This window comes from Legionella busanensis, assembly GCF_900461525.1.
Taxonomy (GTDB): Bacteria; Pseudomonadota; Gammaproteobacteria; order Legionellales; family Legionellaceae; genus Legionella_C; species Legionella_C busanensis.
This window is the reverse complement of the sequence record NZ_UGOD01000001.1, coordinates 3386073-3407888: the sequence shown is the minus strand read 5'-3', so window position 1 is coordinate 3407888 and position 21816 is coordinate 3386073. Positions and strand designations below refer to the sequence as shown.

Here is a 21816-nt window from a genome sequence, read left to right as displayed (position 1 = left end):
AATAATGGAAATAATTTCCATTCTATTTTCATCTGATTTTAATACATGCAAAGAAAAAGTAGCGCAGTCTAATCACGAGCTTTCAGCTAGAAATTGCTCAAAGTATTCACTGAAGCTTATAGAGTAGGCTATATCAATATTTAATACTTTTTTGCCTAATTATTTTTAGTTAACATTCCTATAAATTTTAGGGATTTAATTTAGGGGGCTGCTTAGATTCTGGAGCAACTGTCGCATCTTCTGCATTAGGTGAGGCGTTTTCCAAATTAGGTGAAATGTTTAATAGTTTATTTCTTTGAGTTTTTAATTCTTCTATTACTTTTAATAATAATTTAGGCCTTTCTTCTACATTTTTTGATACCATTTTTTTTACTAAATTATAAATTTCTTCGTCTTGAAGGGAGAATGGCTGGTAATTCTCATCTAATTTAAATACAGGCGGCCCTTCAGAATACTCTATTCTGCCATAATTAAATAATAGAGCGTAGTTTACTCCTAATTCGTAAACCTCTGAGCTTTTTGTTGAGCGCGCTGATTGTTGTGGATCAAAATACCCTGGTGTTCCGCCTGCTCTAGCCTTTATTCCTTGAATAACTTTTTCTCGTTTTTTTACGGATTCTTCATAAGAATCATAGGGTAACAACGCAGCTTCTTCTTTAGTAATAATTTTACCCTTCATATCTTTCCAAACATATTTTTCATGGATATCCACTTCCATTAGTGCAATCTTTGCCATATTACCAAAATCAACCAAATTTCCTTTATACTGACCATTAGGTTGTTTTAAGACTAAAATATTTTTGGGATTCAAATCACCATGATAATAGCCTGAATCTACTATTGGATTGGATTCTTGAAAATTCTCTCCATCCCTGTCAAATTGCAGACCCTGATGTAATTTTTCTAACTCTTCAGCCGTAGAAATGGCGATATCAAGGTAATCTTGGAAGGTATATTGGTTTTTATTTTCGGGATCTATAATCTCTGAAAGAGGTATGCCACAATAATCCATAAGGATGTAAAAATAGGTATAAGTTTCGCCATTCTCATCTTTTCTTTCCATTTGAACAATGTCTTTCATAGAGGTATGGTTAAGTATTTGCAAGCCTATAAGTTCATGCTGGGCTTTCTCTTTCACTTCATTCGGTTGAAAATCAAATCTATCACCATGTTTTCTTCTAGTAGGTGCACTGCGTGAAGCTCGTGGTATTTCTTTCTTTTCCGGAATAAAGAGATCATTTTCAGAGGACGCTTTATTAATATTTCCCTTTTTTTCTTGGAGAGAGATACTATTTTCAGAAGACGCTTTATTAACACCGTCGGCTAAATTGCTAGTTGACGCAGGACCTTTCATAATTTTCAGTGCTTTTTCATCGTCTTTATTTTTTAATAAATAGATATCCCCATATGATCCTTTCCCTAATTTATTTTTTACTTCATAACATACACCGTCATATTTAAAATATGTTTTATTATCAGGCGGAGTATAAAACGCGTATAAGCCATCTGGTTTTTCACTTAAATATTCTTCATATCTTTTTCTATAAAACTCTGGCTCATTTTTATGTAGCTCTTCCATATCATCTCAAAATTAATTACTTGCTGTATATTATAGCTAAATGTAATAAATTTACTCGATTAGATTTGTTTTTTTAACTTTTAGTGGCTTTAATGATATATTTTGAAAATGTTTTCTGCTATGGACTTACTTATAATAGAAATGAGTAATAAATACTTCTCATTTTAGACAAGGCCTTATAATAGAGTATACGAGTGTTAGTCTCTTTTATATTTAATTTACCGTAACGTATCTATTTATCTTACATTAAGTTGAATATTATGTTTGCTTCGATAATCCAAGACTCTCTTATCCATTACCTTATGCCAAAGCGGTGGAATTAAAGCTAGAAAAATCATACCTAAATAGCCTGTGGGTAATTGGGGGCTTTCATCGATATGCTTTAAAACCTGATAGGGTTTAGCGCCATTTAAATGGTGATCAGCATGACGTTGTAGTTGAAATAAGATAACATTACTGAGCCAATGATTAGCATTCCATGAATGTTGAAAAGAAACTTTTTCATACTGACCATTAGCAAGCTTTTGTCTCTCTAAGCCATAATGCTCGATGTAATTTACAGTCTCTAATATGAAAATAGCTATTATTGCTTGCCCTATAAAAAACAGTAAGGCAGACCATCCTCCTAAGATATAACAAAAGGCACTTATTGCTAAGGGCGCAAAAATAATCCACCAAAACTGGTTATGGTAACTGTAAAAAGAGTGCTGATTTTTTTGCAGCCGATTTTTTTCAAATTTTAACGACCAAATGAAAGACTTTATAAAGGCTTTTGGAAAAAATTGATAAAAATTTTCACCTAATTTGGCTGTATCAGGATCATGAGGCGTGCCAACCCAAATATGGTGACCACGAACATGTTCAATTATAAAATGTCCGAAAAAAACCATACTTAATAAAACCTTACCTGCAAATTGTTCTAATGTATTATTTTTATGAACAAGTTCATGCGCTAGGTTAATACCTATACCGCCTGTTAAAGCACCGATTGAAAGGCAAAAACCTAGCCACTCATACCATATTAAGGTATGAGTACTAACAATATAAATTGCTACTGATAAAAAAATGATTTGGACTGGGACATAAATTAATGTAACCGCTTTAAAATACCAATCCTTTTTTAATGAATATTCTTGCTGATCATTAGGGTTAGAATAATCTTGAACTAAATAATCAATAAAGGGTACAAGAGTAAATAGTAGAAGGGTAGGCAAAAAGTTATAAAGACCGCCTAGAGAGTAGCCAAGGAAAGGTAAGAAAACTAATAAAAAAACAAGCATAAAACCAGTTTTTTTTATCCAGGTCATAAGGTTATCATTAATTAGAGTGTTATAAATAAATTATAGTAAATATTAGATTAATAAATTTACTTACTGCAGGCTGTCTTGATGTTATGTATCAATTCAATTTTGACGCTGAAGCATAAGTAGGTTGGGCTAAGTATAGCGCAGCCCAACAGTTTCAATCATAAGTTCTGTAGTCTATTCATCATTTGTTGGGCTGCACTTTGTTTAGCCCAACCTACTCATACTTAATTTATTATTCAATTTCTTCCCAATATCTTACCTATTTTGTAAATCTAGGGCCAATTTATATAACTCATTTTTGGCTGTGGAAGAAAGTGAACTAGCGATTTTAACGGCTTGTTTTAAAGGTAGTTCTTTAAGAAGTGTAGTTAATAATTTTTTATCCTCTTCATCTGACTTAATCACAGGTCTGGCAGGTAAAATAATAACGAACTCGCCTTTAATGTGAGCAGGATTTTCTTCTAGCCAGGCTTTAATAGTATTACTATTGGCATAGATAAATCGCTCAAAAGTTTTAGTAAGTTCTTTAGCTAATACAAATTCATAATCGCAGCCATATACCTCAGTAATAGTATTAACACACTCACGTATCCTATGCGTTGATTCATAGAGTACAATAGTATATTCACTTTGCGATAGTGACTTTATTTTTGTTAATCGAGCTTGCTGTTTAGCGGGTGGGAAGCCAATAAATAAAAAATTATCACATGGTACACCTGCTGCACAGAGAGCAGTAACTAAAGCGCATGGGCCCGGAATAGGCGTTATTTGGATGTTCGCTGTTCTGGCTAGCTTAACTAATAGAAAGCCTGGATCACTAATTAGGGGAGTACCAGCATCGCTTATTAATGCGAAGCTTTGACCCATTTTTAAAGCATGCAAAATAATTTCAGTCTTTTCATGTTCATTGTGAGCATGAAAAGACCACACTGGCTTGCTGATGCCAAGGGCTGTTAACAAAGGTAAAGAATGCCGTGTATCTTCAGCTAAAATAGTATCGACTTGTTTTAAGGTGTTAATAGCACGTTGGCTAATATCGTCTAAATTACCTATTGGCGTTGCTACAACATAAAGTATACCTTGGGCAGTTGCTGAAGTAGTATCCATCGTTTATCCTATTGCATTCATACGATTTGGATTGACGTATGCTACCAAAATTCTTAGTTTTTAAACATAGAAAGTCATTACTAAGTGTATAATCTCAGACATCTTGTTTGGGCTAAATTAATAAATATGTTTGTATAAAAAACCTAAATTTAAAGTTAAGCGAAGAATCTATGTCAAGAAAGCTAGGTTTAGCGGCAGAGGAGCAAGCTTGTAATTACCTTCTTCAACAAGGATTAGTCTTATTGGCAAGTAACTATCAATGTCGTTGGGGTGAAATAGATTTAGTTATGAAAGACAGGGAATATCTAGTATTTATTGAAGTTAGAGCCCGAAGCTCTGCATTATTTGGTGGCCCCTTTGCCAGTATTACAGCCGCTAAACAAAGTAAAATTACAAAAACAGCTAATCATTTTATCTTAACTAAAAACTGGTCAGATAAATATCCAGTACGTTTTGATGTAATTGGTATTGATCAGCAAAAACTGCAATGGCTTAAAAATGCGTTTTAAGTAGGCAGTCTTTCCTTTAAATTTAAACTAGTGTTTTATATTTATTTAAGTTACATTTTGCCAAGAAAAGATAAAGAATAAATTTGATATTATTTCCCAAAAATAAGTATATTGCGGAAATCTAACCTTTGGCTAGGTAAAAAAACAATATTGAATTTGATGCAAAAAGCCTGGAACTATTAGTTATGTCGCAATTGGAAGAAAGAGTTAAACAACTTTTTGGTATGAGTATCGAAAATCAGATTTCTGCTGCTGACTCTTTATCAGCACTAATAGCAAAAGCTGGAGCTCGTTTAGTTAACTGCTTATTGAATGATGGCAAAATATTGTTATGTGGAAATGGTGGCTCTGCCGCTAATTGCCATCATTTCTCGGCCGCTATGCTTCATCACTTTGCAGTGGAACGTCCAGCATTACCAGTATTTAATCTAACAGGGGATACCTCATCAGTTACGGCAATAGCAACTGATAGCCATTACGAACATGTTTTTGCTCGCCAAATTCAAGCTTTGGGTCAAGAAGGTGATATTCTGATGGTTATTTCAACCTCAGGTAATGCTGATAGTATTTTAAATGCAATCAATGCAGCTAATGATCGTGGTATGGACACGATTGCTTTGAATGGCCGAGATGGTGGTGTTTTAGCTAACCATTTAGGTCCTGAAGATATTGAAATTCGTGTCGTGGCAGATAATGCCGCTTTAATTCGTCAGATTCATTTATTTATATTACATTGCTTTTGCGACTTAATTGATCAATCTTTATTTGGGCAAATGTTGGAGTAACGATGAAGTGCCGTGCTGTAATTTATTTATTAATTAGTAGTTTACTTTGTAGTTGTGTGGCTGCTGTGGTAGCTGGAGCTGCTGCAGGCGTAATTGTCTATGATCGGCGCTCTTTAAAGTCAATAGAAAGTGACTTACGGATATTTCATTTAATACACAAAGCGATTATTGAGGATTCTCGTTTTAATAGCTCGCATATAAATGTAGTTAGTTTTAATCAAATTGTCTTACTAGTTGGGCAAACGTCTAATCCATCTTTACGAATTAATGCTGAAAAATTAGCTCAAAATGCACCTGCCGTTTGCCGTGTGTATAATGAATTAACTATTGGCGAGCCACTTCCTTTAAAACAAAAAACCACCGATATTTTCATTACAGGTCAGGTTCGAAGTTATATGCTTAGTCGAAAAGGTTTAGAATCTGGTTCTATAAGGGTTGTTACTGAAAATTCAATAGTTTATTTAATGGGAATAGTAACACAGGAGCAGGCTGAGCTAGCTGTTGATGTTGCTAGACATGTGGAAGGTGTTCGTAAGGTAGTTAAGGTATTTCGCTATATTACTTAATTGTCTTATTTTAATATTAAAATAATCTTATTTCAGTATGGCGCCAGTCTAGATAATGTATATAGAAAGAAGGGATTACAATTACATAACTAGTATAAAATAATTTGTATATTAAATTTTATTTAATATGAATCCTGCATAAATGCTTTGCATTTTATGGGATAACGTTCGTTTAACGACATAAAAGAACATTTATCTCTTTATGTCGAACTCACGTTAATAGTGCTTTTAAGTAAAGGATTTGCTAAATATGCATCGATGTGGGTTTTATTTATTTATCATTTTAACCTTTTTGCTATTAACTAGCTGCATAGGTACTTTATGGACAGGCGCTTCGCTAATTTATGATAGGCATAATGTTTATAAAAAGGTTTATGATTATCAACTTGCTCTACAAGCTAATCAAGCCTTATTTGCAGATCGTCTATTAAAACAAGAAGGTTGTTATCTAGATCTAGCTGTATTTAAAGGGGATATCTTATTAGCAGGGCACTTACCTAATAGAAAATTACGTCACTTAGCTGAAGCACGCTTACGCACTTTAGAGGGATACCGAGAAATATTTTTACAAGTTGCTGTTTATTCAGCACCAGCAAATGACCTTACTGATGCCTGGCTCACAACTAAAATAAGAAGTCAAATATTAGCCGATGCTGAAATTGATCCTAATGACTTTAAAATTGTTACCGTTGATAATATTGTTTATGTTATGGGTGATGTTAGACCTAATCAGGCAGCGCGAGTATTAAACTTAGCAAAAAACACACAAGGCGTTATGCGGGTTGTAAAATTAATGCGTTACTTAAATTTAAGTGAAGCGCCTGCCGGTTAAAGTCTGTGGCCTATTAAAAGGCCACAGGGCAACCGACCCAAACCAGGAAGTGGCTAACCTGGGAGGTTAAGGTTAACTTTATCAATGGTCACGACCATTATCCAGTCGTTTGCGCATTTTTCTTAATTTAATTGTGCCCTTAAAGTTAGTAAAGTCTTCAAGAGCATCCCCATTTTCATATTCCATAATTTTGACGGGGTGGGTTCTGGCATGTTTACGGTAAGGAAGGTGGTTTTTATTGTGTTTATGGTATATACTATCACCGTAACGATTGAGCATTTTTTCGCGCATGCTATACGCTGTACCTTGTTGCTTCTCAGACATAACATATTCCTATCATGAGATTAATTTAAAGTTGAAACTCAAAATAAACTTACTATGAGTGCCATAGAGTTAAAGTAAATAACGTTATCAATTTCAATGGCAATAAAAAAAACAACCTCATTTTAAATATAGCAATTTGCTTTTAAATTACCAAATACTAGGGTAAGTAGGTGATAAGTTAGAGTAAAGATTAGCAAAATTAGAAATTGGCGTTGCTTATCCAAATTGATTACTTTATAATCCGCGCCTGAAAGGTAGGTATACTAAGTGAAAGATGAACAAGGTCTGAGCCGAATTAGGCGCTTGCTGTTAGTTCAATTAACAGTTTGGGCCATAAGTGTATTAGGATTGCTCACTGCTTTAGGGAAGCAAGCAGCTTTTTCTGCATTCCTAGGCGGCTTAGTCGCTCTTTTGCCTTCGATGGTATTTGCAAAAAAGTTATTTCAATATCATGGAGCAAGAGCAGCAAGGCAAATAGTTAGAAGTTTCTATCTTGGGGAATTTCTAAAAATAATATCATCAATTGTACTATTTACCTTGGTTTTTATATTTTTTGAGGTAACTCCTCTGGCATTTTTTTTAACATATATAGTTGTGGTGATGACGCATTGGTTTGCTCCACTACTGGTTGATAGTAAACAGAATAGGCCCGAAAGTGACTGAAATGGCATCAAGTACAAATTATATTAAACACCATTTAACTTACCTGACTTATGATCTTAAAACGATGAGTTTAGGGTCAACCGGTGGTTTTTGGACCATAAATCTTGATACGTTATTTTTCTCTGTGGTTTTGGGATTTATAGTATTAGGCCTTTTGTATATTGGCGCCCGTAAAATTACGACGGGTGTTCCCGGAAAGTTACAAAACTTCGCTGAATTGATGCTCGAATTTGCTGATAACCAAGTAAAAGACTGTTTCCATGGCAAAAATAAACTCATTGGGCCATTAGCATTAACGATTTTTGCTTGGGTTTTCTTAATGAACTTTATGGATATTGTCCCTGTGGATGTTCTCCCTATTATGGCAAAATCGGTAGGGATTCATTATCTAAAAGTCGTACCTACAAATGATTTAAACTTAACACTCGCTTTAGCATTATCAGTATTCTTACTAATTATTTTTTATAGTATTAAAATCAAAGGCATAAAAGGGTTTGCAAAAGAATTAACTTTACAGCCTTTTAATCATCCATTGTTTATTCCATTTAACATGCTACTAGAACTAGTCGGCTTAATTGCTAAACCTATTTCTTTAGCATTACGGTTATTTGGTAATTTATATGCAGGCGAGCTGATTTTTATTTTAATTGCTTTGCTAACACTTAATGTTACAGCTCAGTCATCTATAGCAGGTACTGCAACATTAGGTGTGGCCCAATTCTTATTATCACTTGGTTGGTCGATTTTTCATATATTGGTTATTACATTACAAGCATTTATCTTTATGGTCTTAACGATTGTTTACCTCAGTTTAGCTCATGAAGATCATTAGTTCGTTTTAATTTCATTGTTCATTTAAGGGGATTTATATGCAAGCTGCAAATTTAATCGCACAAGTTCAAGGTATGACTGTTATTGCAGTCGCATTACTTATTGGTCTTGGGGCTTTAGGTACAGCAATAGGTTTTGGCCTTTTAGGAGGTAAATTTCTTGAAGGTTCTGCACGCCAACCAGAAATGGTTCCTATGTTACAAGTAAAAATGTTTATTGTTGCTGGTTTACTTGATGCTGTAACAATGATTGGTGTAGGTATTGCTTTGTTCTTTACTTTTGCTAACCCTTTCCTAAGTAATTTAGGTGCTTGATAACAAGAGGCGCCTTTGCGTTTTAAAAGTTACAGGGGGAGACTGCGTTGGATATTAATTTTACACTGATTATACAAATGCTGGTATTTGCCGTATTTGTTTGGTTTACGATGAAATTTGTTTGGCCTCCTTTGGCAAAGGCTATGGAAGAACGCCAAAATAAAATTGCAGATGGCCTTGCTGCGGCTGAACGAGGTCGCAAAGAGCTTGAATTGGCACAGTTTCGTGTTAAAGACGAAATAAAGCACGCTAAAGCGCAAGCCTCAGATATTATTGAAAAGGCGACAAAGCGGGCTACACAGCTGATTGAAGAAGCTAAAGAAGATGCTAAGCAAGAGGCAAATCGTCAAGCTAAAATAGCGCATGAGAAGCTACAGCAAGAAATTAATCAAGCTAGAGAAAACTTACGTAAGCAAGTAGCAGAACTAGCTGTAGCCGGAGCTGAAGTTATTCTTCAGCGCAAAATTGATGAAAAAATAAATAATCAATTGCTAGATAGTTTAATTGAAGAAATTTGAAATTTTAGATAAAGAGATTTGACATCATGTCTGAGTGTGTAACGATTGCTAGGCCTTATGCCAAAGCTGTTTTTGAATATGCATTTAATACCGGAAAATTACGACGCTGGTCAGATTACTTGCGTAATTTAGCCTTATCGGTATTGGATGAAAATGCAGAGAACTTTATTGATAATCCTGCATCAACAGTAAAGCAGCATATTGAATTACTGATCGCTACTGCAGGTCAAGTTGATTCTGAAGATGCTACTTATCTGAAAAACTTTATTACTCTGTTAGCAGAGAATAAGCGCCTTAAAGCTTTGCCTGATATTTTTAATATATTTGAAGCAATGCGTGCGGAACAAGAAAAAACGCTTACAGTCAATGTAATTAGTTATTCAGAGTTGTCTCAAAATCAGCAGCTAAAATTGATTGATTCATTAAGTAAACGTTTACAACGTAAGGTAACTTTACAAATTACAATTGATAAAACGCTTATTGGTGGTGCTGTAATTCAAGCTGGCGACTTAGTAATAGATGGTTCAGTCCGTGGTAAATTAGAAAAACTTAGCACCAGTTTGGCCGCATAAATTAAGAGGATAGATTTCATGTCAGAACAAGTTGCATTAAACCCATCTGAAATTAGCGAACTAATTAGACAGAAAATTGAACAATTTAATGTTGTCTCAGAAGCAAGAAATGAAGGTACAATTGTCAGTTTAAGGGATGGAATTGTTCGCCTTCATGGTCTAGCCGATGTAATGCAGGGCGAAATGATAGAGTTCCCTGGCGGTATTTATGGATTAGCGCTGAATTTAGAGCGTGATTCAGTAGGTGCTGTTGTGCTTGGCGATGCTTCAAGTTTATCAGAAGGCCAAAAAGGTAAGTGTACAGGTCGAATTCTTGAGGTACCTGTAGGTGAAGCTTTGTTAGGTCGAGTAGTGGATGCATTGGGTAATCCTATTGATGGAAAAGGCCCAATTAATGCTAAAAGAATGTCACCTATTGAAAAAGTAGCGCCGGGCGTTATTTCTCGTCAATCAGTTGATCAACCTGTACAAACTGGTTTAAAAGCTATTGATGCCATGATTCCTGTTGGCCGTGGGCAACGGGAGTTAATTATTGGTGATAGACAAACAGGTAAGTCAGCTATTGCTATTGATGCGATTATTAATCAAAAAGGCACCGGCATTAAATGTATTTATGTTGCTATTGGTCAAAAAGCTTCTTCTATCGCTAACACTGTACGCAAACTTGAAGAACATGGTGCGATGGAACATACTATTGTTGTTGTAGCAAGCGCTGCTGATTCTGCTGCATTACAATTTATTGCTCCTTATTCTGGCTGCGCTATGGGTGAATACTTTATGGAGCGCGGTGAAGATGCCTTAATTGTTTATGATGATTTAACTAAACAGGCTTGGGCATATCGACAAATTTCCCTGCTTTTAAAACGTCCTCCAGGTCGTGAAGCTTATCCTGGTGATATTTTTTATCTACATTCAAGACTATTAGAGCGTGCTTCACGTATTAATGCTGCAGAAGTTGAGCGTTTAACCAACGGTGAAGTAAAAGGTAAAACTGGCTCACTCACTGCATTACCCATTATTGAAACACAAGCAGGCGACGTATCTGCTTTCGTACCAACAAACGTTATTTCTATTACAGATGGTCAAATATTCTTAGATGTTGATTTATTTAACTCAGGTGTTCGTCCAGCAATTAATTCTGGCCTTTCTGTATCACGGGTAGGTGGTGCGGCACAAACTAAAATCATGAAGAAGCTTGGAGGCGGTACACGTTTAGCATTAGCTCAGTTTCGTGAATTAGAGGCATTTTCACAGTTTGCTTCTGATTTAGATGATGCTACGCGTAAACAATTAGAGCGAGGCCAACGCATTACAGAAATCATGAAGCAGAAGCAGTATGCTCCATTATCTGTAGCAGACATGAGCGTTTCTTTATTTGTCGTTGAAAAAGGTTATTTAGACGATATTCCTACTAATGAAATTGGTAGTTTTGAAGCTGCTTTACGAGCCTTTATGCATTCTTCTTACGCCTCATTGATGGGTAAAATTAATGAAAGCGGTGCTTATGATAATAATATAGAAGCAGAAATGAGCAAAGCCGTTGAGGAATTTAAACGTACAGGCAGCTGGTAAGTAACAAATAAGCTTGTAGTTGGTTTAATATCCAACAAATAAATTAAGGTGAGTATATGCCTGGAGCAAAAGAGATTCGTTCGAAAATTGCGAGTACAAAAAATACTCAAAAAATTACTCGAGCGATGGAAATGGTTGCAGCAAGTAAAATGCGAAAAACGCAAGATAGAATGCGTGCATCTAAACCTTATGCCACTAAAATATATGATGTTGTTAAACATATTGCGCGTGCCAATTCAGAATATCGTCATCCTTTTATGACGGCAAGGGAAATTAAACGCGTAGGTTTAATCGTGGTAACTTCTGATAGAGGTTTAGTGGGTGGCTTAAATGCCAATCTATTGCGTGAAACTGTGCGTATAATGCGTCAATGGCAGAATGAAAATAAAGAAGTTGATTTATGTGTCATAGGTCGTAAAGGCCAAGCTTTTTTCAAACGAGTAGGAGGCAATATTATTGCTTCAGCTGATCATTTAGGTGATAAACCTGGTGTAAAAGATTTAATTGGTATAGTTAAAGTAATGCTGGATGCTTTCTATGATGGTCAAATTGATGCTTTACATATTGTTTATAATGAGTTCATTAATACAATGACTCAAAAGCCTCTCATTAAACAATTGCTTCCTCTTCCTGTAGCAGAAGAAGATAGTCAAAACTTAGGGCATTATTGGGATTATATTTATGAGCCTGATGCCAAAGAATTATTAGATGCTTTATTGGAACGCTATATTGAATTACAGGCTTATCAGGCTGTTGTAGAAAATATTGCTTGTGAGCAAGCAGCAAAAATGATTGCTATGAAAAGCGCAACTGACAACGCTGGTGAATTAATTAAACAGTTTCAATTGGCTTATAACAAAGCTCGGCAAGCTGCCATTACACAAGAGTTAGCAGAAATTGTCGGTGGTGCATCCGCTTTATAAGAGGGTAATTTTATGAGTTTAGGTACGGTAGTTGAGATAATTGGTGCGGTAGTAGACGTTGAATTTGATCGTGATAACGTTCCCAAAGTTAATGATGCGCTGCAATTGGATAATGAATTAGTACTTGAAGTACAACAACAATTAGGTGATGGTGTTGTGCGTACGATTGCTATGGGTTCTACTGATGGCCTTAAGCGAGGTATACGTGCTACTAATTCAGGACAGCCAATTCAAGTACCCGTTGGCAAGAAAACCTTAGGCCGAATTATGGATGTTTTAGGACGTCCTATTGATGAAAAAGGCCCTGTTGAAGCGGAAGAGCTTTGGCCAATACACCGTAAAGCTCCAAGTTATGAAGAGCAAGCTGGTAGCCAAGAGCTATTAGAAACTGGTATTAAAGTTATTGACTTACTCTGTCCATTTGCTAAAGGAGGAAAAGTAGGCCTCTTTGGTGGTGCAGGTGTTGGTAAAACTGTAAATATGATGGAATTAATCCGTAATATTGCTATTGAGCATAGCGGTTACTCAGTATTTGCTGGTGTTGGTGAGCGAACTCGAGAAGGAAATGATTTCTATCATGAAATGAAGGATTCAAACGTACTTGATAAAGTATCACTTGTTTATGGTCAGATGAATGAACCACCTGGAAACCGTTTACGCGTTGCGTTAACTGGTTTAACCATGGCTGAAAAGTTTCGTGATGAAGGTCGAGATGTACTTTTATTTATTGATAATATTTACCGATATACCTTGGCAGGTGTGGAAGTTTCAGCATTACTAGGCCGAATGCCTTCCGCTGTAGGTTATCAACCAACTTTAGCTGAAGAAATGGGTATGTTACAAGAACGCATTACTTCTACAAAAACAGGCTCGATTACATCAATACAAGCAGTATATGTACCTGCGGATGACTTGACCGATCCATCACCTGCAACTACATTTGCTCACTTAGATGCAACAGTTGTGTTATCACGTCAAATTGCTGAGCTAGGTATTTATCCTGCTGTAGACCCACTTGATTCTACCTCGCGACAACTTGATCCACTTGTTGTAGGGCAAGAACATTACGATACAGCGCGTCGTGTCCAGCAGACGTTACAACGATATAAAGAGTTAAAAGATATCATTGCTATTTTAGGTATGGATGAATTGTCAGAAGAAGATAAACGTGTTGTTACCCGTGCGCGAAAAATTCAACGCTTTTTATCACAACCTTTCTTCGTTGCAGAAGTATTTACGGGTTCTCCTGGAAAATATGTGTCGCTAAAAGATACCATCAAAGGCTTCCAAGGTATTCTTGCTGGTGAGTATGACGATCTACCTGAACAAGCTTTCTATATGGTTGGTAGTATTGAAGAAGCCGTAGCTAAAGCAAAAACATTATGAGGCAAGTAGATAATATGGCAAATACAACTCGTTTGGATATTGTCAGTGCAGAACAAGAGATTTTTTCAGGGCCCGTAGAAATGGTGGTTGCTACTGGCGAATTGGGGGAAGTTGGTATATCGCCTGGTCATGCGCCTTTGCTTACAGTATTAAAACCTGGTGAAATTAGAGTTACGCATCAAGGTGGTGAGCAGGAAATTTATTATGTTTCTGGTGGTATGTTGGAAGTTCAACCTTATCATGTTTCAGTTTTGGCAGATGTTGTTGAGCGAGCAGAAAACCTAGATGAAACAGCTGCACTTGCAGCGAAAGCAAGAGCTGAAGAAGCAATGTCTGGTAAGAATGCTGAATTGAATTATGCTTTAGCTGCGACAGAGTTAGCAAGAGCGGTGGCGCAAATTCGAGCCATACAAAAATTGCGCAAAACATTAAAATAAGCAGACTTGTTATGCACTTTGCATTTTAGAATTATAAAAGGCAAAGTGCGCTTTAAAATAACGTATTTAAATTATTAACAAAATTATACACAACTTACCCACAAGCCCTCTTTTTAAAAAGTCTTTAAATTCAATAATTTAAGTTGAAAATTTTTTTATCGGGCAAATAACCATAAATTTATACACATTTAATTTATAAAAACAAACTAAATGAATTAATACTACTTTAATAAATTTTTATCTGCTTTGAATAACATTTATCAATTAAAATTAGCTATTGAACTAAACTATCTAGATAAACAACTAAAATTAAATAATGTCGCTACATTCTTAAATACCTACCACTAAATACAGTTAGAGAGCTCTATATGAATTTTTTTAAATTACCATTTGTAAAACCTTTTACTTATCCTGGGTTTCGCTTCATATATAGTTCAGAAATATGTTTCTTTACAGCTGTTTGGATGGCAGGCATGGTATTTGGCTTAATCGCTACACATATTAAAGGTAATTCTCCTTTTTATGTGGGTTTAATAGGTTTTGGCTTTAATTTACCCATGCTTTTTGGCCCTTTAGTAGGGGCAATTGTAGATCGATATCAAAAGCCTCTTATTATGAGGTTAGTTTCTTTAAGTGGACTGTTTGCAGCACTTTTTATGGCCATACTTTTATTATTTGGTTGGCCAAATTTTTGGCTAATGTTATTTTTAGTAATTATATATGGATTTAGCCAGTCTTTTTATTTCCCTGCTATAGTAGCAAGTGTGTCTGATATCATTACCGATGAAAATGTAAAAGGAAGTGCTACTAGCCTAATTAACTCAACCAATCGCGTAGTTATGTTTTTTGGCTATGGATTAGGGGCGCTTCTTATTACTTATATAAGCGAGGGGGCAACTTACTGGTTTAATGCGTTATTATTTCTTTTAAGTTTTGTTTTCTTATTAAATATTCCTCATAAAGTAGAAAAGCAGATAACTAGAAAGTCAGTTCTACAAGAAATGCTTGCTGGTTTATTTTATGTAAAAAATTCATTGCCTGTGTTTGTTATTATTACCGTATTAGGTTTTATCGGTTTATTAGGATGGCCTTATCTATTTCTAATACCTGTCGTTAATCGCTACTATTTAGGCGGTAATGCAGGAACATTAGGTTTATTGTTAGCTATAGGGGGTGTAGGAGGTACTATTGGTGCTTTCTATATGTCAGCACGGAAAACAGTGCTAGGATTAAATCGAATATTCCTTATTTCTCTTTTAATTTTAGTAATTAGTATGTTCTTATTGGCTTTTTGCCGTTCAGTATGGTTGGCGATACCCGTGTTGCTCCTAGTTGATTTTGGCTTAATGGTTACGCTAACGGCTGGTATGGTATTTATCCAGCAAATTGTTCCCCAAGATTTTCAGGGTCGGGTAATTGGCATTATTACTATGGTAAGTTTTGGTACTATTCCTATTGGTAGTACTTTATTTTATGGCTTGGTTGGTAGTTTTTTTAATGTCATGATTGCTTTTGGTGTTGCTGCAATAATACTTTTGTTTGTCTTGTTTTGGTATATGAAGAAGATTCCTAAAATTCGTCAAATTATAGCCCCTCTTTACTTGCAAAAAGGATTAATTAAACATGTCGACGAGGCAGGCAGTATATAATAAGTAATAGCTAGATGTAGCGTGTTAAATTAAAAATTTGAGTACTAAATATAAAAAGCAGGGATGATTTAACCATAGGCGAGAAGGTGCAAGTAAAGTTAGCTAACTTAGTTTATGATTACTTAGGTTATGGACAATTAGCTGAATTTATTACATTTAGTATTGTGACCGCATAATAAATAAAATAGCTAATTATAAATGAGTTATAAGGGATTTATAGTATCTTTCGCCTTATATCGAGCATTATTTACTATCGTACGTACTGGAAAATAATCAAGTTCAATGGGCTTATTTAATTGTTTAATGAGTTCAAGATGGTTAGCTTCTAAAGGTTTAATTTGTAACCACAATTCCTGCTGTTCTTCATTTAAAACCCAAGGCATACGATTATGCACCTTTTTAAGGATATCATTAGCGTCTGTAGTTAATAGACAACAAGAAGGTAAGTTATTTGTTTCTTCCGCGGTTTTACCTTGCTCCCAAATTGCAGCGATAGCAAGCAATTTTTTATCTGCTCGGGTTATATAATAAGGTTGCTTTTTAACAGAATTTGCTTGTTTTGTATGTTGCCATTCGAAAAAACCACTCATTAGCATAAGACAACGGCGATGTTTAAAACTTTGACGAAAAACGGATTTTTCAGCCACACTTTCTTGGCGTGCGTTAAATAATACCGTATTTTTTTCAGTTAGATACCAAGGTGTTATACCCCATTTCATCTTTTCAGCCAGCAAGCCTTGTTCGGTTTGTCTTAAACACAGTACTTGCTCCGTTGGCGCTATATTATAACCTTGTGGTATGGATTCAATAGTGACTTGCCCAAATTGGTCTTTTAAGCGCTCAGTATTAATTTCTAGCACAAAGCGTCCACACATCCTTTTCTCCTATTAATTAAATTGCTTAGAAGGATTATATCTCGCTAAAATTTTTTATTAAAACTTGATTTTATTGTATAACATTAGTACAGAATTGCGCTTTGGAGTTGTTTATGCCACGCACAGTAGATGAAATTAATAATTTGTTAGGCTCAGCAACAATACCAAATAATTATTATGATAGTCTAAAGCCAGCGTACCGTGAATTACTTCTTGATTTAATTGAAAACCGAACACAGCGAATTTTATTGCAAATTATCCGAATGGTCCTAGAATCATTTGTCGCTCTATTTTATTAGTAGTAATTTAAAGCATTCTAAATTTCTCTTTAAGAGAAAACTACGTAATAAGGGAAGGGTATCAATAAAATGAATGTGAATTTGCACAAATTAATTCTTAGGTTCCACCCGCACTTGTTACTTTGCTTCCTATTCCTGCTAAAAGTAGTTCTCTTTCTTCGGTAGCTGATTTTAGTTCTATGCTTGGTGAGTAAAAAAAACTAGAGCGATTAATTTTTCTTCCTGTGTTCTTTTCTACAGCTGCTACATCATCTTGTTCTTGTTGGAACTGCTGATAGGCATGTTTATTAAAGTTAATTAATGTAGGCGCCTTGGGCTCTTGCCTATTTATTAAGACGTTAGTTAAGATTATCAAAAGGAGGCTAGCAACTATAACAGCAGCCCCGAAGCCAAATGGCATGAAGGCAAGTGCAATAAAGACAAGTGCGGGAATTAAGACATTGCTTATAATGGATTTAGCTAATTTCAAATTTTGAAATAAAATTAGTCGTCGATTATAGTCTGCCTCTGCTTCTAATCCCTTAATGCGTAAAAAAAGTTGCTTGCGTTGATTTTCTGAATCTTCATCATCACTTTGTAAGCCTTTAAATTCTTTATATAATTGATCTAAATCCGTTTCTATTGATTTTTTTGATTCCCTTAATTTACCTATTTCAATGGCATAGTTGACAGCAGCATAAATAGTAGTGAAAGCAAAGCATAATGCGGCTCCTGCTATGCCTGTTGATAATAAAGCTGCATGACCTAATACCTGTACTGCTAGAGGAGATGGCATAAGAAAACTGCTCATAACTGTAAAACTTGATAATAAAATCGCTGAGTAAGCTATATTATTAATATGTTGATAACGAATATATTTCCAATTAAATTCAATATCTTTCTTTAGCTTATCATTTTCAGCAAGTTTATAATTCAACTCTCTTTGCTCTCGTAATAAAGCTAATAGAGCTTCTCTTACTTGGGTGCACTCCGCTAATTTTTCTCGCAGCTCTATCTGCTCTTCAAGGTTAGTTCTGAGCTTTAATAAGTGTTGTTTAGCTTCATTAAGGGCCATTATTTTTTCGTTATATTCTTTTTTCTCTTCTTTGTAACGCCAGATTGATAAGGTTAAATCCATGAGTAATAAACCAGCGCAAACTATATTACCAGCGTAACCTAGCTTGCCATCACCTTTAAGCCAAAGGTAGCAAGCCATATTAGCAAGCCCCCAGATTAAATCATTTAATAGTGCAAATTTACGCTGTTGCCACTGAGTTTTTAATTTTTCCCAAGCGGGAAGATCAATTTCTTGTTCAGCAGCGCTCATCCAAAAACCTTTGATGGTATGCTTAAGTAGTAAAAGAAAATTTCTAATGAAACGTAAATAATAGACGATAAAGCTCATATAGCCTGCAGCAGGCCCAATAATATTTAAATGTTCTTGCGCCTCTTGATTAAACATCGCTTTAAAAACATTATCAAGTAAACTACCTGCCCACACCCAATATAGGCGTGCATTATTTATAATTGTTAGATATTCGTTTATTTTTCCCGTATTAGCATCGATATCGACTTGTTTAGACTCTTTATATCTTCTATTAAGGAGAGCCAGAGCCTTCTCTACATCAATAGGCGCAACAATAGTATAGCCTAATAAATATAAGCATTTTTCGGTACTATCAATTTCTTTATTTAATTGATTTTGAGGCGTTAACGGCAGAGTGCTTTTTCTTAATTCATCTAAAAGTATACTACATTGTTTGAGTTTATCTTCAAGCTCAATCCTTTTTTCTTTGCGATCTTCTATTAAATGGATAGTATGTTCTAGCGCAAAAATATAAAACATGAAAAATAGCTTATCTCTTAGCTCTTCACGTTGCTTATCATTTAAATACCTAAAATAGGCCGGATTAATATGAGTTAATTCGAAGCTATAGTAACTTGAAAGCGACGGTAGTAAGTTACGTAACTGATGAGCTTCTTCAAATTTTAAATTAGCAAAAGGGTCTGTGGGATTAGCATCCAGGTTCACAAATAAACTACGAGCTCGATTTAATCCCTCTTGTCCGAGTATAAGACTCCAAAGGCTATTGCTCATATTATTACTACCTAAAATTTAAATAAAATGGTATCTTGATTTTATTTGCCGCACTAAGTTTTTTTCTAACACAAATTGTAAGTAAATAACAGGTTGATTTGTAAGATTTTACATTTTTGCAAACTAATTTTGCTGAATCTTTTTGTTTAATAAAAGGCCATTTTTTGCGATTCATTTGCACATTCTAATGGCTTATTAAATTAGGAAGATTTTTAAAAGATTAACAAAAATATACAAAACAATGATTTAGATTTGAAAAAGCGGTATGAGTAGGAATAAAACTGCACCGAGCTCATTTTTAATGAGAGTGAATTTATTATTAAGAGAGCTTATTTAATCTTAAGAGAAAAAAATTCGCAGTGAGGATAACTCTAATGAAATAGAGCTATTTTTAAACTATCTCATTCAAAAAAATTAAACCATTATGGTAAACTCGTGATCTTTTAGAAAATAATTAAAGACATGAAGAAACGAGTATTAATTTTAAATACCGGTGGCACGATTAGCAGTATCAAAACCAACTACGGTTATGAACCTGCGCTAGGCTATGTTGAAAAGACATTGACTCAAATCCCTGCTTTACATCATCCTGATATGCCTGTTTATGATATTAAAGAATATACACCATTACTTGATTCTTCTAACATGACGATGACCGATTGGAATCGTATTGCTACAGATATTTTTGAACATTATCAAACCTACGATGGTTTTATTGTTTTCCATGGTACCGACACTATGGCTTATACGGCTTCAGCCTTATCTTTTATGCTAGAAAATCTTGCTAAACCTATAATTATAACAGGTTCACAAATTCCCTTATCAGAAGTAAGAAATGATGCAACTGATAATATCATTACTTCATTATGGTTATGTGCACATGAGCCAATTCATGAAGTTTGCATTTATTTTAATCAACGATTATTGCGAGGTAATCGAACACAAAAAATCAGTGCTGAACGTTTTCGAGCGTTTGATTCGCCCAATTATCCCCACCTTGCAAGCATTGGGATTTCTATTAATATCCATCATAAGCTCTTATTACCTAAACCTACGAAAGAATTACAATTACAAAAAATTTCTACTCATTTAATTGCTAATATTCGTTTATTTCCAGGGTTTTTAACCGATATTTTAGCTTCGTTATTACAACAGCCTTTAAAAGGTCTTGTTTTAGAAACTTATGGTTCAGGTAATGCGCCTAATTATGATTTACAGTTTTTAAATTTACTGAAGCAGGCATGTGAGCGTAATATTATTATTGTCAATTGTACACAGTGTCAGCAGGGTTCAGTTGAAATGGGTCAATATGCAACGAGCCATGGATTAAAGCAAGCAGGCTTAATTAGTGGGCGTGATATGACACCTGAAGCGGCCCACTGTAAATTACTTTATTTATTAAGTAAAAATCTAACGCCTACTCGCATAAAGGCGCTCATGGAGACAAATTTATGTGGTGAGCTTAGTGCATAAATTAGTATTCGTTTAGCATCTAAATTGTTTTCTCCATTTATAGTAAATAAATATTGGATATCTATATCCCGTATAAATGCGTAAGCATCTTACGGGATAATATTTGTTTGGATTCTATAAAAATATATTATCTTCTATAGCGAAAGTGTGTTGACACTTGAAGTATTATTCTCTACTAGCTGTCCTAGGTTTTCCATTCTTATTTCATTTTCTGCAAGCGTTAAACAGTTGTTAAGTGTTCCTGCTTCAGGGCCTAGTTTGGGGGCATTGATATTAAGTGTAGAGAAAAAAGCAAAAGTAATAGGTACACTCACATTTATACCGTATTCATTAACTTTATCAACATTTCTTCTTTTTAATTCACCTATATTATCTAGAACACACTTTTGCCGATGTTGACGATATTTACTATGATTTTTATTTAATACATCCAAATCTTCTTTACATGTTTTAATCATCTCTTTAACAAGCTCTTCTTTCTCTCGAGTAAGTTTACGAGAGTTAGTTATTTTAGGGTTATTAGTTATTTTATCTAAGGTACTAGAGTGTAGTTCAGCTAATGTATTTTTGAATAAATAACTCGCCATGTGAAAGCAGAATTTATTATAAGGATCTGAGTCATCAAGGACATCCTGTAGTTGCATATCAGTTAATTTCTCTAAGAATTTATTAATGACTTTTACATTATCGAGAATCAAAGGACCAAATGTACCTTCATCATAATTTAAAGCATCACAAATTTTCTTTGCCTCATCTTTAGCATCTGTTAATAGTTTAATAATTTGCTCTGCGATTGCTTTATCTTGAAATGTCTTTTCTCCTATTAGAATAGATTCATCGAGGTTATCAGGGGCAAGTGAAATTTCTGTTTTATCCGATTGTAACTTTGATTCCTTATCTTTTTCCTTTAAATTTGTATCAGGTGCTTTTGGTAAAGCAGGTATTGAAGGATTAAGATTATTTAATGTATGAAGCAATTGACTTGCAATAGCACGCTTTTTAGTTGAAAGTGTGCTTTCTCGGCCCGCACTTAAAGACTGAGAAATACGATTAAAAAAAGATTTATCTGCAGCGGAAGAGTTACCCATATAATCTGTTAACTCATTAATTAAGTGATCACGAATTATTTTTAGAAAAATAGTCATTTTACACTACTCCTTGTGGCGCAATTTTTTTATCATATCAGTAATTATAATATTAGCAATATCAAATCAAATT

The 21816-nt window shown here is 34.7% G+C and carries 23 protein-coding genes; 16 read left to right on the top strand and 7 right to left on the bottom strand.

All coding sequences use genetic code 11. From position 1 onward, the window contains the following. Positions 1–187 precede the first annotated feature (187 nt). The 3 genes from DYH30_RS15115 to rsmI all read right to left on the bottom strand — a co-directional run bounded on the left by DYH30_RS15115 (position 188) and on the right by rsmI (position 3993). A complete protein-coding gene (locus tag DYH30_RS15115) occupies positions 188–1579 on the bottom strand; it encodes a protein kinase family protein (RefSeq protein ID WP_115332443.1) in 1392 nt (463 codons plus the stop codon). Positions 1580–1815: 236 nt separating this feature from the next. Continuing rightward, on the bottom strand, positions 1816–2886 hold the full coding sequence (locus DYH30_RS15110; RefSeq protein WP_115332442.1) for an alkane 1-monooxygenase: 1071 nt from the start codon (positions 2884–2886) through the stop codon (positions 1816–1818). Positions 2887–3141: 255 nt separating this feature from the next. Beyond that, positions 3142–3993, bottom strand: coding sequence for a 16S rRNA (cytidine(1402)-2'-O)-methyltransferase (gene rsmI / locus DYH30_RS15105; RefSeq protein WP_115332441.1), 852 nt, complete (start codon positions 3991–3993; stop codon positions 3142–3144). Between the two features lie 170 nt (positions 3994–4163). On the opposite strand from rsmI, the gene DYH30_RS15100 reads away from it, so the two are divergent. The 4 genes from DYH30_RS15100 to DYH30_RS15085 all read left to right on the top strand — a co-directional run bounded on the left by DYH30_RS15100 (position 4164) and on the right by DYH30_RS15085 (position 6685). Further along, positions 4164–4502: a YraN family protein gene (locus tag DYH30_RS15100; protein ID WP_115332440.1), complete on the top strand. Its 339-nt coding sequence runs from the start codon at positions 4164–4166 to the stop codon at positions 4500–4502. 185 nt (positions 4503–4687) lie between these two features. Further along, positions 4688–5287 carry a D-sedoheptulose-7-phosphate isomerase gene (locus DYH30_RS15095; RefSeq protein ID WP_115332439.1) on the top strand — a complete coding sequence of 200 codons (600 nt, stop codon included), beginning with the start codon at positions 4688–4690 and terminating at the stop codon, positions 5285–5287. A 2-nt stretch (positions 5288–5289) separates the two neighbouring features. After that, a complete protein-coding gene (locus DYH30_RS15090; protein ID WP_115332438.1) occupies positions 5290–5853 on the top strand; it encodes a BON domain-containing protein in 564 nt (187 codons plus the stop codon). 250 nt (positions 5854–6103) lie between these two features. Continuing rightward, a complete protein-coding gene (locus DYH30_RS15085; RefSeq protein ID WP_115332437.1) occupies positions 6104–6685 on the top strand; it encodes a BON domain-containing protein in 582 nt (193 codons plus the stop codon). An 81-nt stretch (positions 6686–6766) separates the two neighbouring features. Here the strand turns inward: DYH30_RS15085 and DYH30_RS15080 are convergent, their stop codons facing one another. Next, positions 6767–7009, bottom strand: a complete 243-nt coding sequence (locus tag DYH30_RS15080; protein WP_115332436.1) for a hypothetical protein — start codon at positions 7007–7009, stop codon at positions 6767–6769. A gap of 267 nt (positions 7010–7276) precedes the next feature. On the opposite strand from DYH30_RS15080, the gene DYH30_RS15075 reads away from it, so the two are divergent. From DYH30_RS15075 to DYH30_RS15030, 10 genes are all read left to right on the top strand, one after another. Further along, on the top strand, positions 7277–7672 hold the full coding sequence (locus DYH30_RS15075; protein WP_176579744.1) for a F0F1 ATP synthase subunit I: 396 nt from the start codon (positions 7277–7279) through the stop codon (positions 7670–7672). Position 7673: 1 nt separating this feature from the next. Then, the gene (gene atpB / locus DYH30_RS15070; protein WP_115332435.1) at positions 7674–8504 is read left to right on the top strand and encodes a F0F1 ATP synthase subunit A; all 831 of its coding nucleotides are present in this window, start codon (positions 7674–7676) and stop codon (positions 8502–8504) included. A 37-nt stretch (positions 8505–8541) separates the two neighbouring features. Then, complete coding sequence (atpE, locus tag DYH30_RS15065; RefSeq protein ID WP_115303948.1) at positions 8542–8817, top strand: F0F1 ATP synthase subunit C; 276 nt, start codon at positions 8542–8544, stop codon at positions 8815–8817. Between the two features lie 47 nt (positions 8818–8864). Further along, positions 8865–9335, top strand: coding sequence for a F0F1 ATP synthase subunit B (locus DYH30_RS15060; protein ID WP_115332434.1), 471 nt, complete (start codon positions 8865–8867; stop codon positions 9333–9335). Between the two features lie 26 nt (positions 9336–9361). Then, complete coding sequence (locus tag DYH30_RS15055) at positions 9362–9907, top strand: F0F1 ATP synthase subunit delta (RefSeq protein ID WP_115332433.1); 546 nt, start codon at positions 9362–9364, stop codon at positions 9905–9907. An 18-nt stretch (positions 9908–9925) separates the two neighbouring features. Next, positions 9926–11479, top strand: coding sequence for a F0F1 ATP synthase subunit alpha (gene atpA / locus DYH30_RS15050; RefSeq protein WP_115332432.1), 1554 nt, complete (start codon positions 9926–9928; stop codon positions 11477–11479). A 56-nt stretch (positions 11480–11535) separates the two neighbouring features. Beyond that, a complete protein-coding gene (atpG, locus tag DYH30_RS15045; protein ID WP_115332431.1) occupies positions 11536–12402 on the top strand; it encodes a F0F1 ATP synthase subunit gamma in 867 nt (288 codons plus the stop codon). Positions 12403–12414: 12 nt separating this feature from the next. After that, a complete protein-coding gene (atpD, locus tag DYH30_RS15040) occupies positions 12415–13788 on the top strand; it encodes a F0F1 ATP synthase subunit beta (protein WP_115332430.1) in 1374 nt (457 codons plus the stop codon). Positions 13789–13802: 14 nt separating this feature from the next. Continuing rightward, positions 13803–14225, top strand: coding sequence for a F0F1 ATP synthase subunit epsilon (locus DYH30_RS15035; RefSeq protein ID WP_115332606.1), 423 nt, complete (start codon positions 13803–13805; stop codon positions 14223–14225). A gap of 368 nt (positions 14226–14593) precedes the next feature. After that, the gene (locus DYH30_RS15030; RefSeq protein WP_115332429.1) at positions 14594–15874 is read left to right on the top strand and encodes an MFS transporter; all 1281 of its coding nucleotides are present in this window, start codon (positions 14594–14596) and stop codon (positions 15872–15874) included. 203 nt (positions 15875–16077) lie between these two features. Here the strand turns inward: DYH30_RS15030 and DYH30_RS15025 are convergent, their stop codons facing one another. Continuing rightward, complete coding sequence (locus tag DYH30_RS15025; protein WP_115332428.1) at positions 16078–16749, bottom strand: SOS response-associated peptidase; 672 nt, start codon at positions 16747–16749, stop codon at positions 16078–16080. A 113-nt stretch (positions 16750–16862) separates the two neighbouring features. On the opposite strand from DYH30_RS15025, the gene DYH30_RS15020 reads away from it, so the two are divergent. Beyond that, on the top strand, positions 16863–17048 hold the full coding sequence (locus DYH30_RS15020; protein ID WP_115332427.1) for a hypothetical protein: 186 nt from the start codon (positions 16863–16865) through the stop codon (positions 17046–17048). A 97-nt stretch (positions 17049–17145) separates the two neighbouring features. Here DYH30_RS15020 and DYH30_RS15015 read toward each other — a convergent pair whose 3' ends face one another. Then, positions 17146–19125 (bottom strand): hypothetical protein, encoded by a 1980-nt coding sequence (locus tag DYH30_RS15015; RefSeq protein ID WP_115332426.1) that lies wholly within the window; start codon positions 19123–19125, stop codon positions 17146–17148. Positions 19126–19587: 462 nt separating this feature from the next. On the opposite strand from DYH30_RS15015, the gene ansA reads away from it, so the two are divergent. Continuing rightward, positions 19588–20598, top strand: a complete 1011-nt coding sequence (ansA, locus tag DYH30_RS15010) for an asparaginase (protein ID WP_115332425.1) — start codon at positions 19588–19590, stop codon at positions 20596–20598. Between the two features lie 134 nt (positions 20599–20732). Here ansA and DYH30_RS15005 read toward each other — a convergent pair whose 3' ends face one another. After that, positions 20733–21743: a hypothetical protein gene (locus DYH30_RS15005; RefSeq protein ID WP_115332424.1), complete on the bottom strand. Its 1011-nt coding sequence runs from the start codon at positions 21741–21743 to the stop codon at positions 20733–20735. Between the last annotated feature and the right edge of the window lie 73 nt (positions 21744–21816).

Excerpts from the sequence above, each read along its gene's own strand:
- DYH30_RS15085 (WP_115332437.1), top strand. The coding sequence starts at position 6,104 with ATGCATCGATGTGGGTTTTATTTATTTATCATTTTAACCTTTTTGCTA.
- atpA (WP_115332432.1), top strand. The coding sequence starts at position 9,926 with ATGTCAGAACAAGTTGCATTAAACCCATCTGAAATTAGCGAACTAATT.
- DYH30_RS15020 (WP_115332427.1), top strand. The coding sequence starts at position 16,863 with ATGCCACGCACAGTAGATGAAATTAATAATTTGTTAGGCTCAGCAACA.
- DYH30_RS15090 (WP_115332438.1), top strand. The coding sequence starts at position 5,290 with ATGAAGTGCCGTGCTGTAATTTATTTATTAATTAGTAGTTTACTTTGT.
- atpD (WP_115332430.1), top strand. The coding sequence starts at position 12,415 with ATGAGTTTAGGTACGGTAGTTGAGATAATTGGTGCGGTAGTAGACGTT.
- DYH30_RS15055 (WP_115332433.1), top strand. The coding sequence starts at position 9,362 with ATGTCTGAGTGTGTAACGATTGCTAGGCCTTATGCCAAAGCTGTTTTT.
- DYH30_RS15110 (WP_115332442.1), bottom strand. The coding sequence starts at position 2,886 with ATGACCTGGATAAAAAAAACTGGTTTTATGCTTGTTTTTTTATTAGTT.
- DYH30_RS15035 (WP_115332606.1), top strand. The coding sequence starts at position 13,803 with ATGGCAAATACAACTCGTTTGGATATTGTCAGTGCAGAACAAGAGATT.
- atpG (WP_115332431.1), top strand. The coding sequence starts at position 11,536 with ATGCCTGGAGCAAAAGAGATTCGTTCGAAAATTGCGAGTACAAAAAAT.
- DYH30_RS15005 (WP_115332424.1), bottom strand. The coding sequence starts at position 21,743 with ATGACTATTTTTCTAAAAATAATTCGTGATCACTTAATTAATGAGTTA.
- DYH30_RS15115 (WP_115332443.1), bottom strand. The coding sequence starts at position 1,579 with ATGGAAGAGCTACATAAAAATGAGCCAGAGTTTTATAGAAAAAGATAT.
- DYH30_RS15025 (WP_115332428.1), bottom strand. The coding sequence starts at position 16,749 with ATGTGTGGACGCTTTGTGCTAGAAATTAATACTGAGCGCTTAAAAGAC.
- DYH30_RS15100 (WP_115332440.1), top strand. The coding sequence starts at position 4,164 with ATGTCAAGAAAGCTAGGTTTAGCGGCAGAGGAGCAAGCTTGTAATTAC.
- DYH30_RS15030 (WP_115332429.1), top strand. The coding sequence starts at position 14,594 with ATGAATTTTTTTAAATTACCATTTGTAAAACCTTTTACTTATCCTGGG.
- atpB (WP_115332435.1), top strand. The coding sequence starts at position 7,674 with ATGGCATCAAGTACAAATTATATTAAACACCATTTAACTTACCTGACT.
- DYH30_RS15095 (WP_115332439.1), top strand. The coding sequence starts at position 4,688 with ATGTCGCAATTGGAAGAAAGAGTTAAACAACTTTTTGGTATGAGTATC.
- DYH30_RS15080 (WP_115332436.1), bottom strand. The coding sequence starts at position 7,009 with ATGTCTGAGAAGCAACAAGGTACAGCGTATAGCATGCGCGAAAAAATG.
- ansA (WP_115332425.1), top strand. The coding sequence starts at position 19,588 with ATGAAGAAACGAGTATTAATTTTAAATACCGGTGGCACGATTAGCAGT.
- atpE (WP_115303948.1), top strand. The coding sequence starts at position 8,542 with ATGCAAGCTGCAAATTTAATCGCACAAGTTCAAGGTATGACTGTTATT.
- DYH30_RS15015 (WP_115332426.1), bottom strand. The coding sequence starts at position 19,125 with ATGAGCAATAGCCTTTGGAGTCTTATACTCGGACAAGAGGGATTAAAT.
- rsmI (WP_115332441.1), bottom strand. The coding sequence starts at position 3,993 with ATGGATACTACTTCAGCAACTGCCCAAGGTATACTTTATGTTGTAGCA.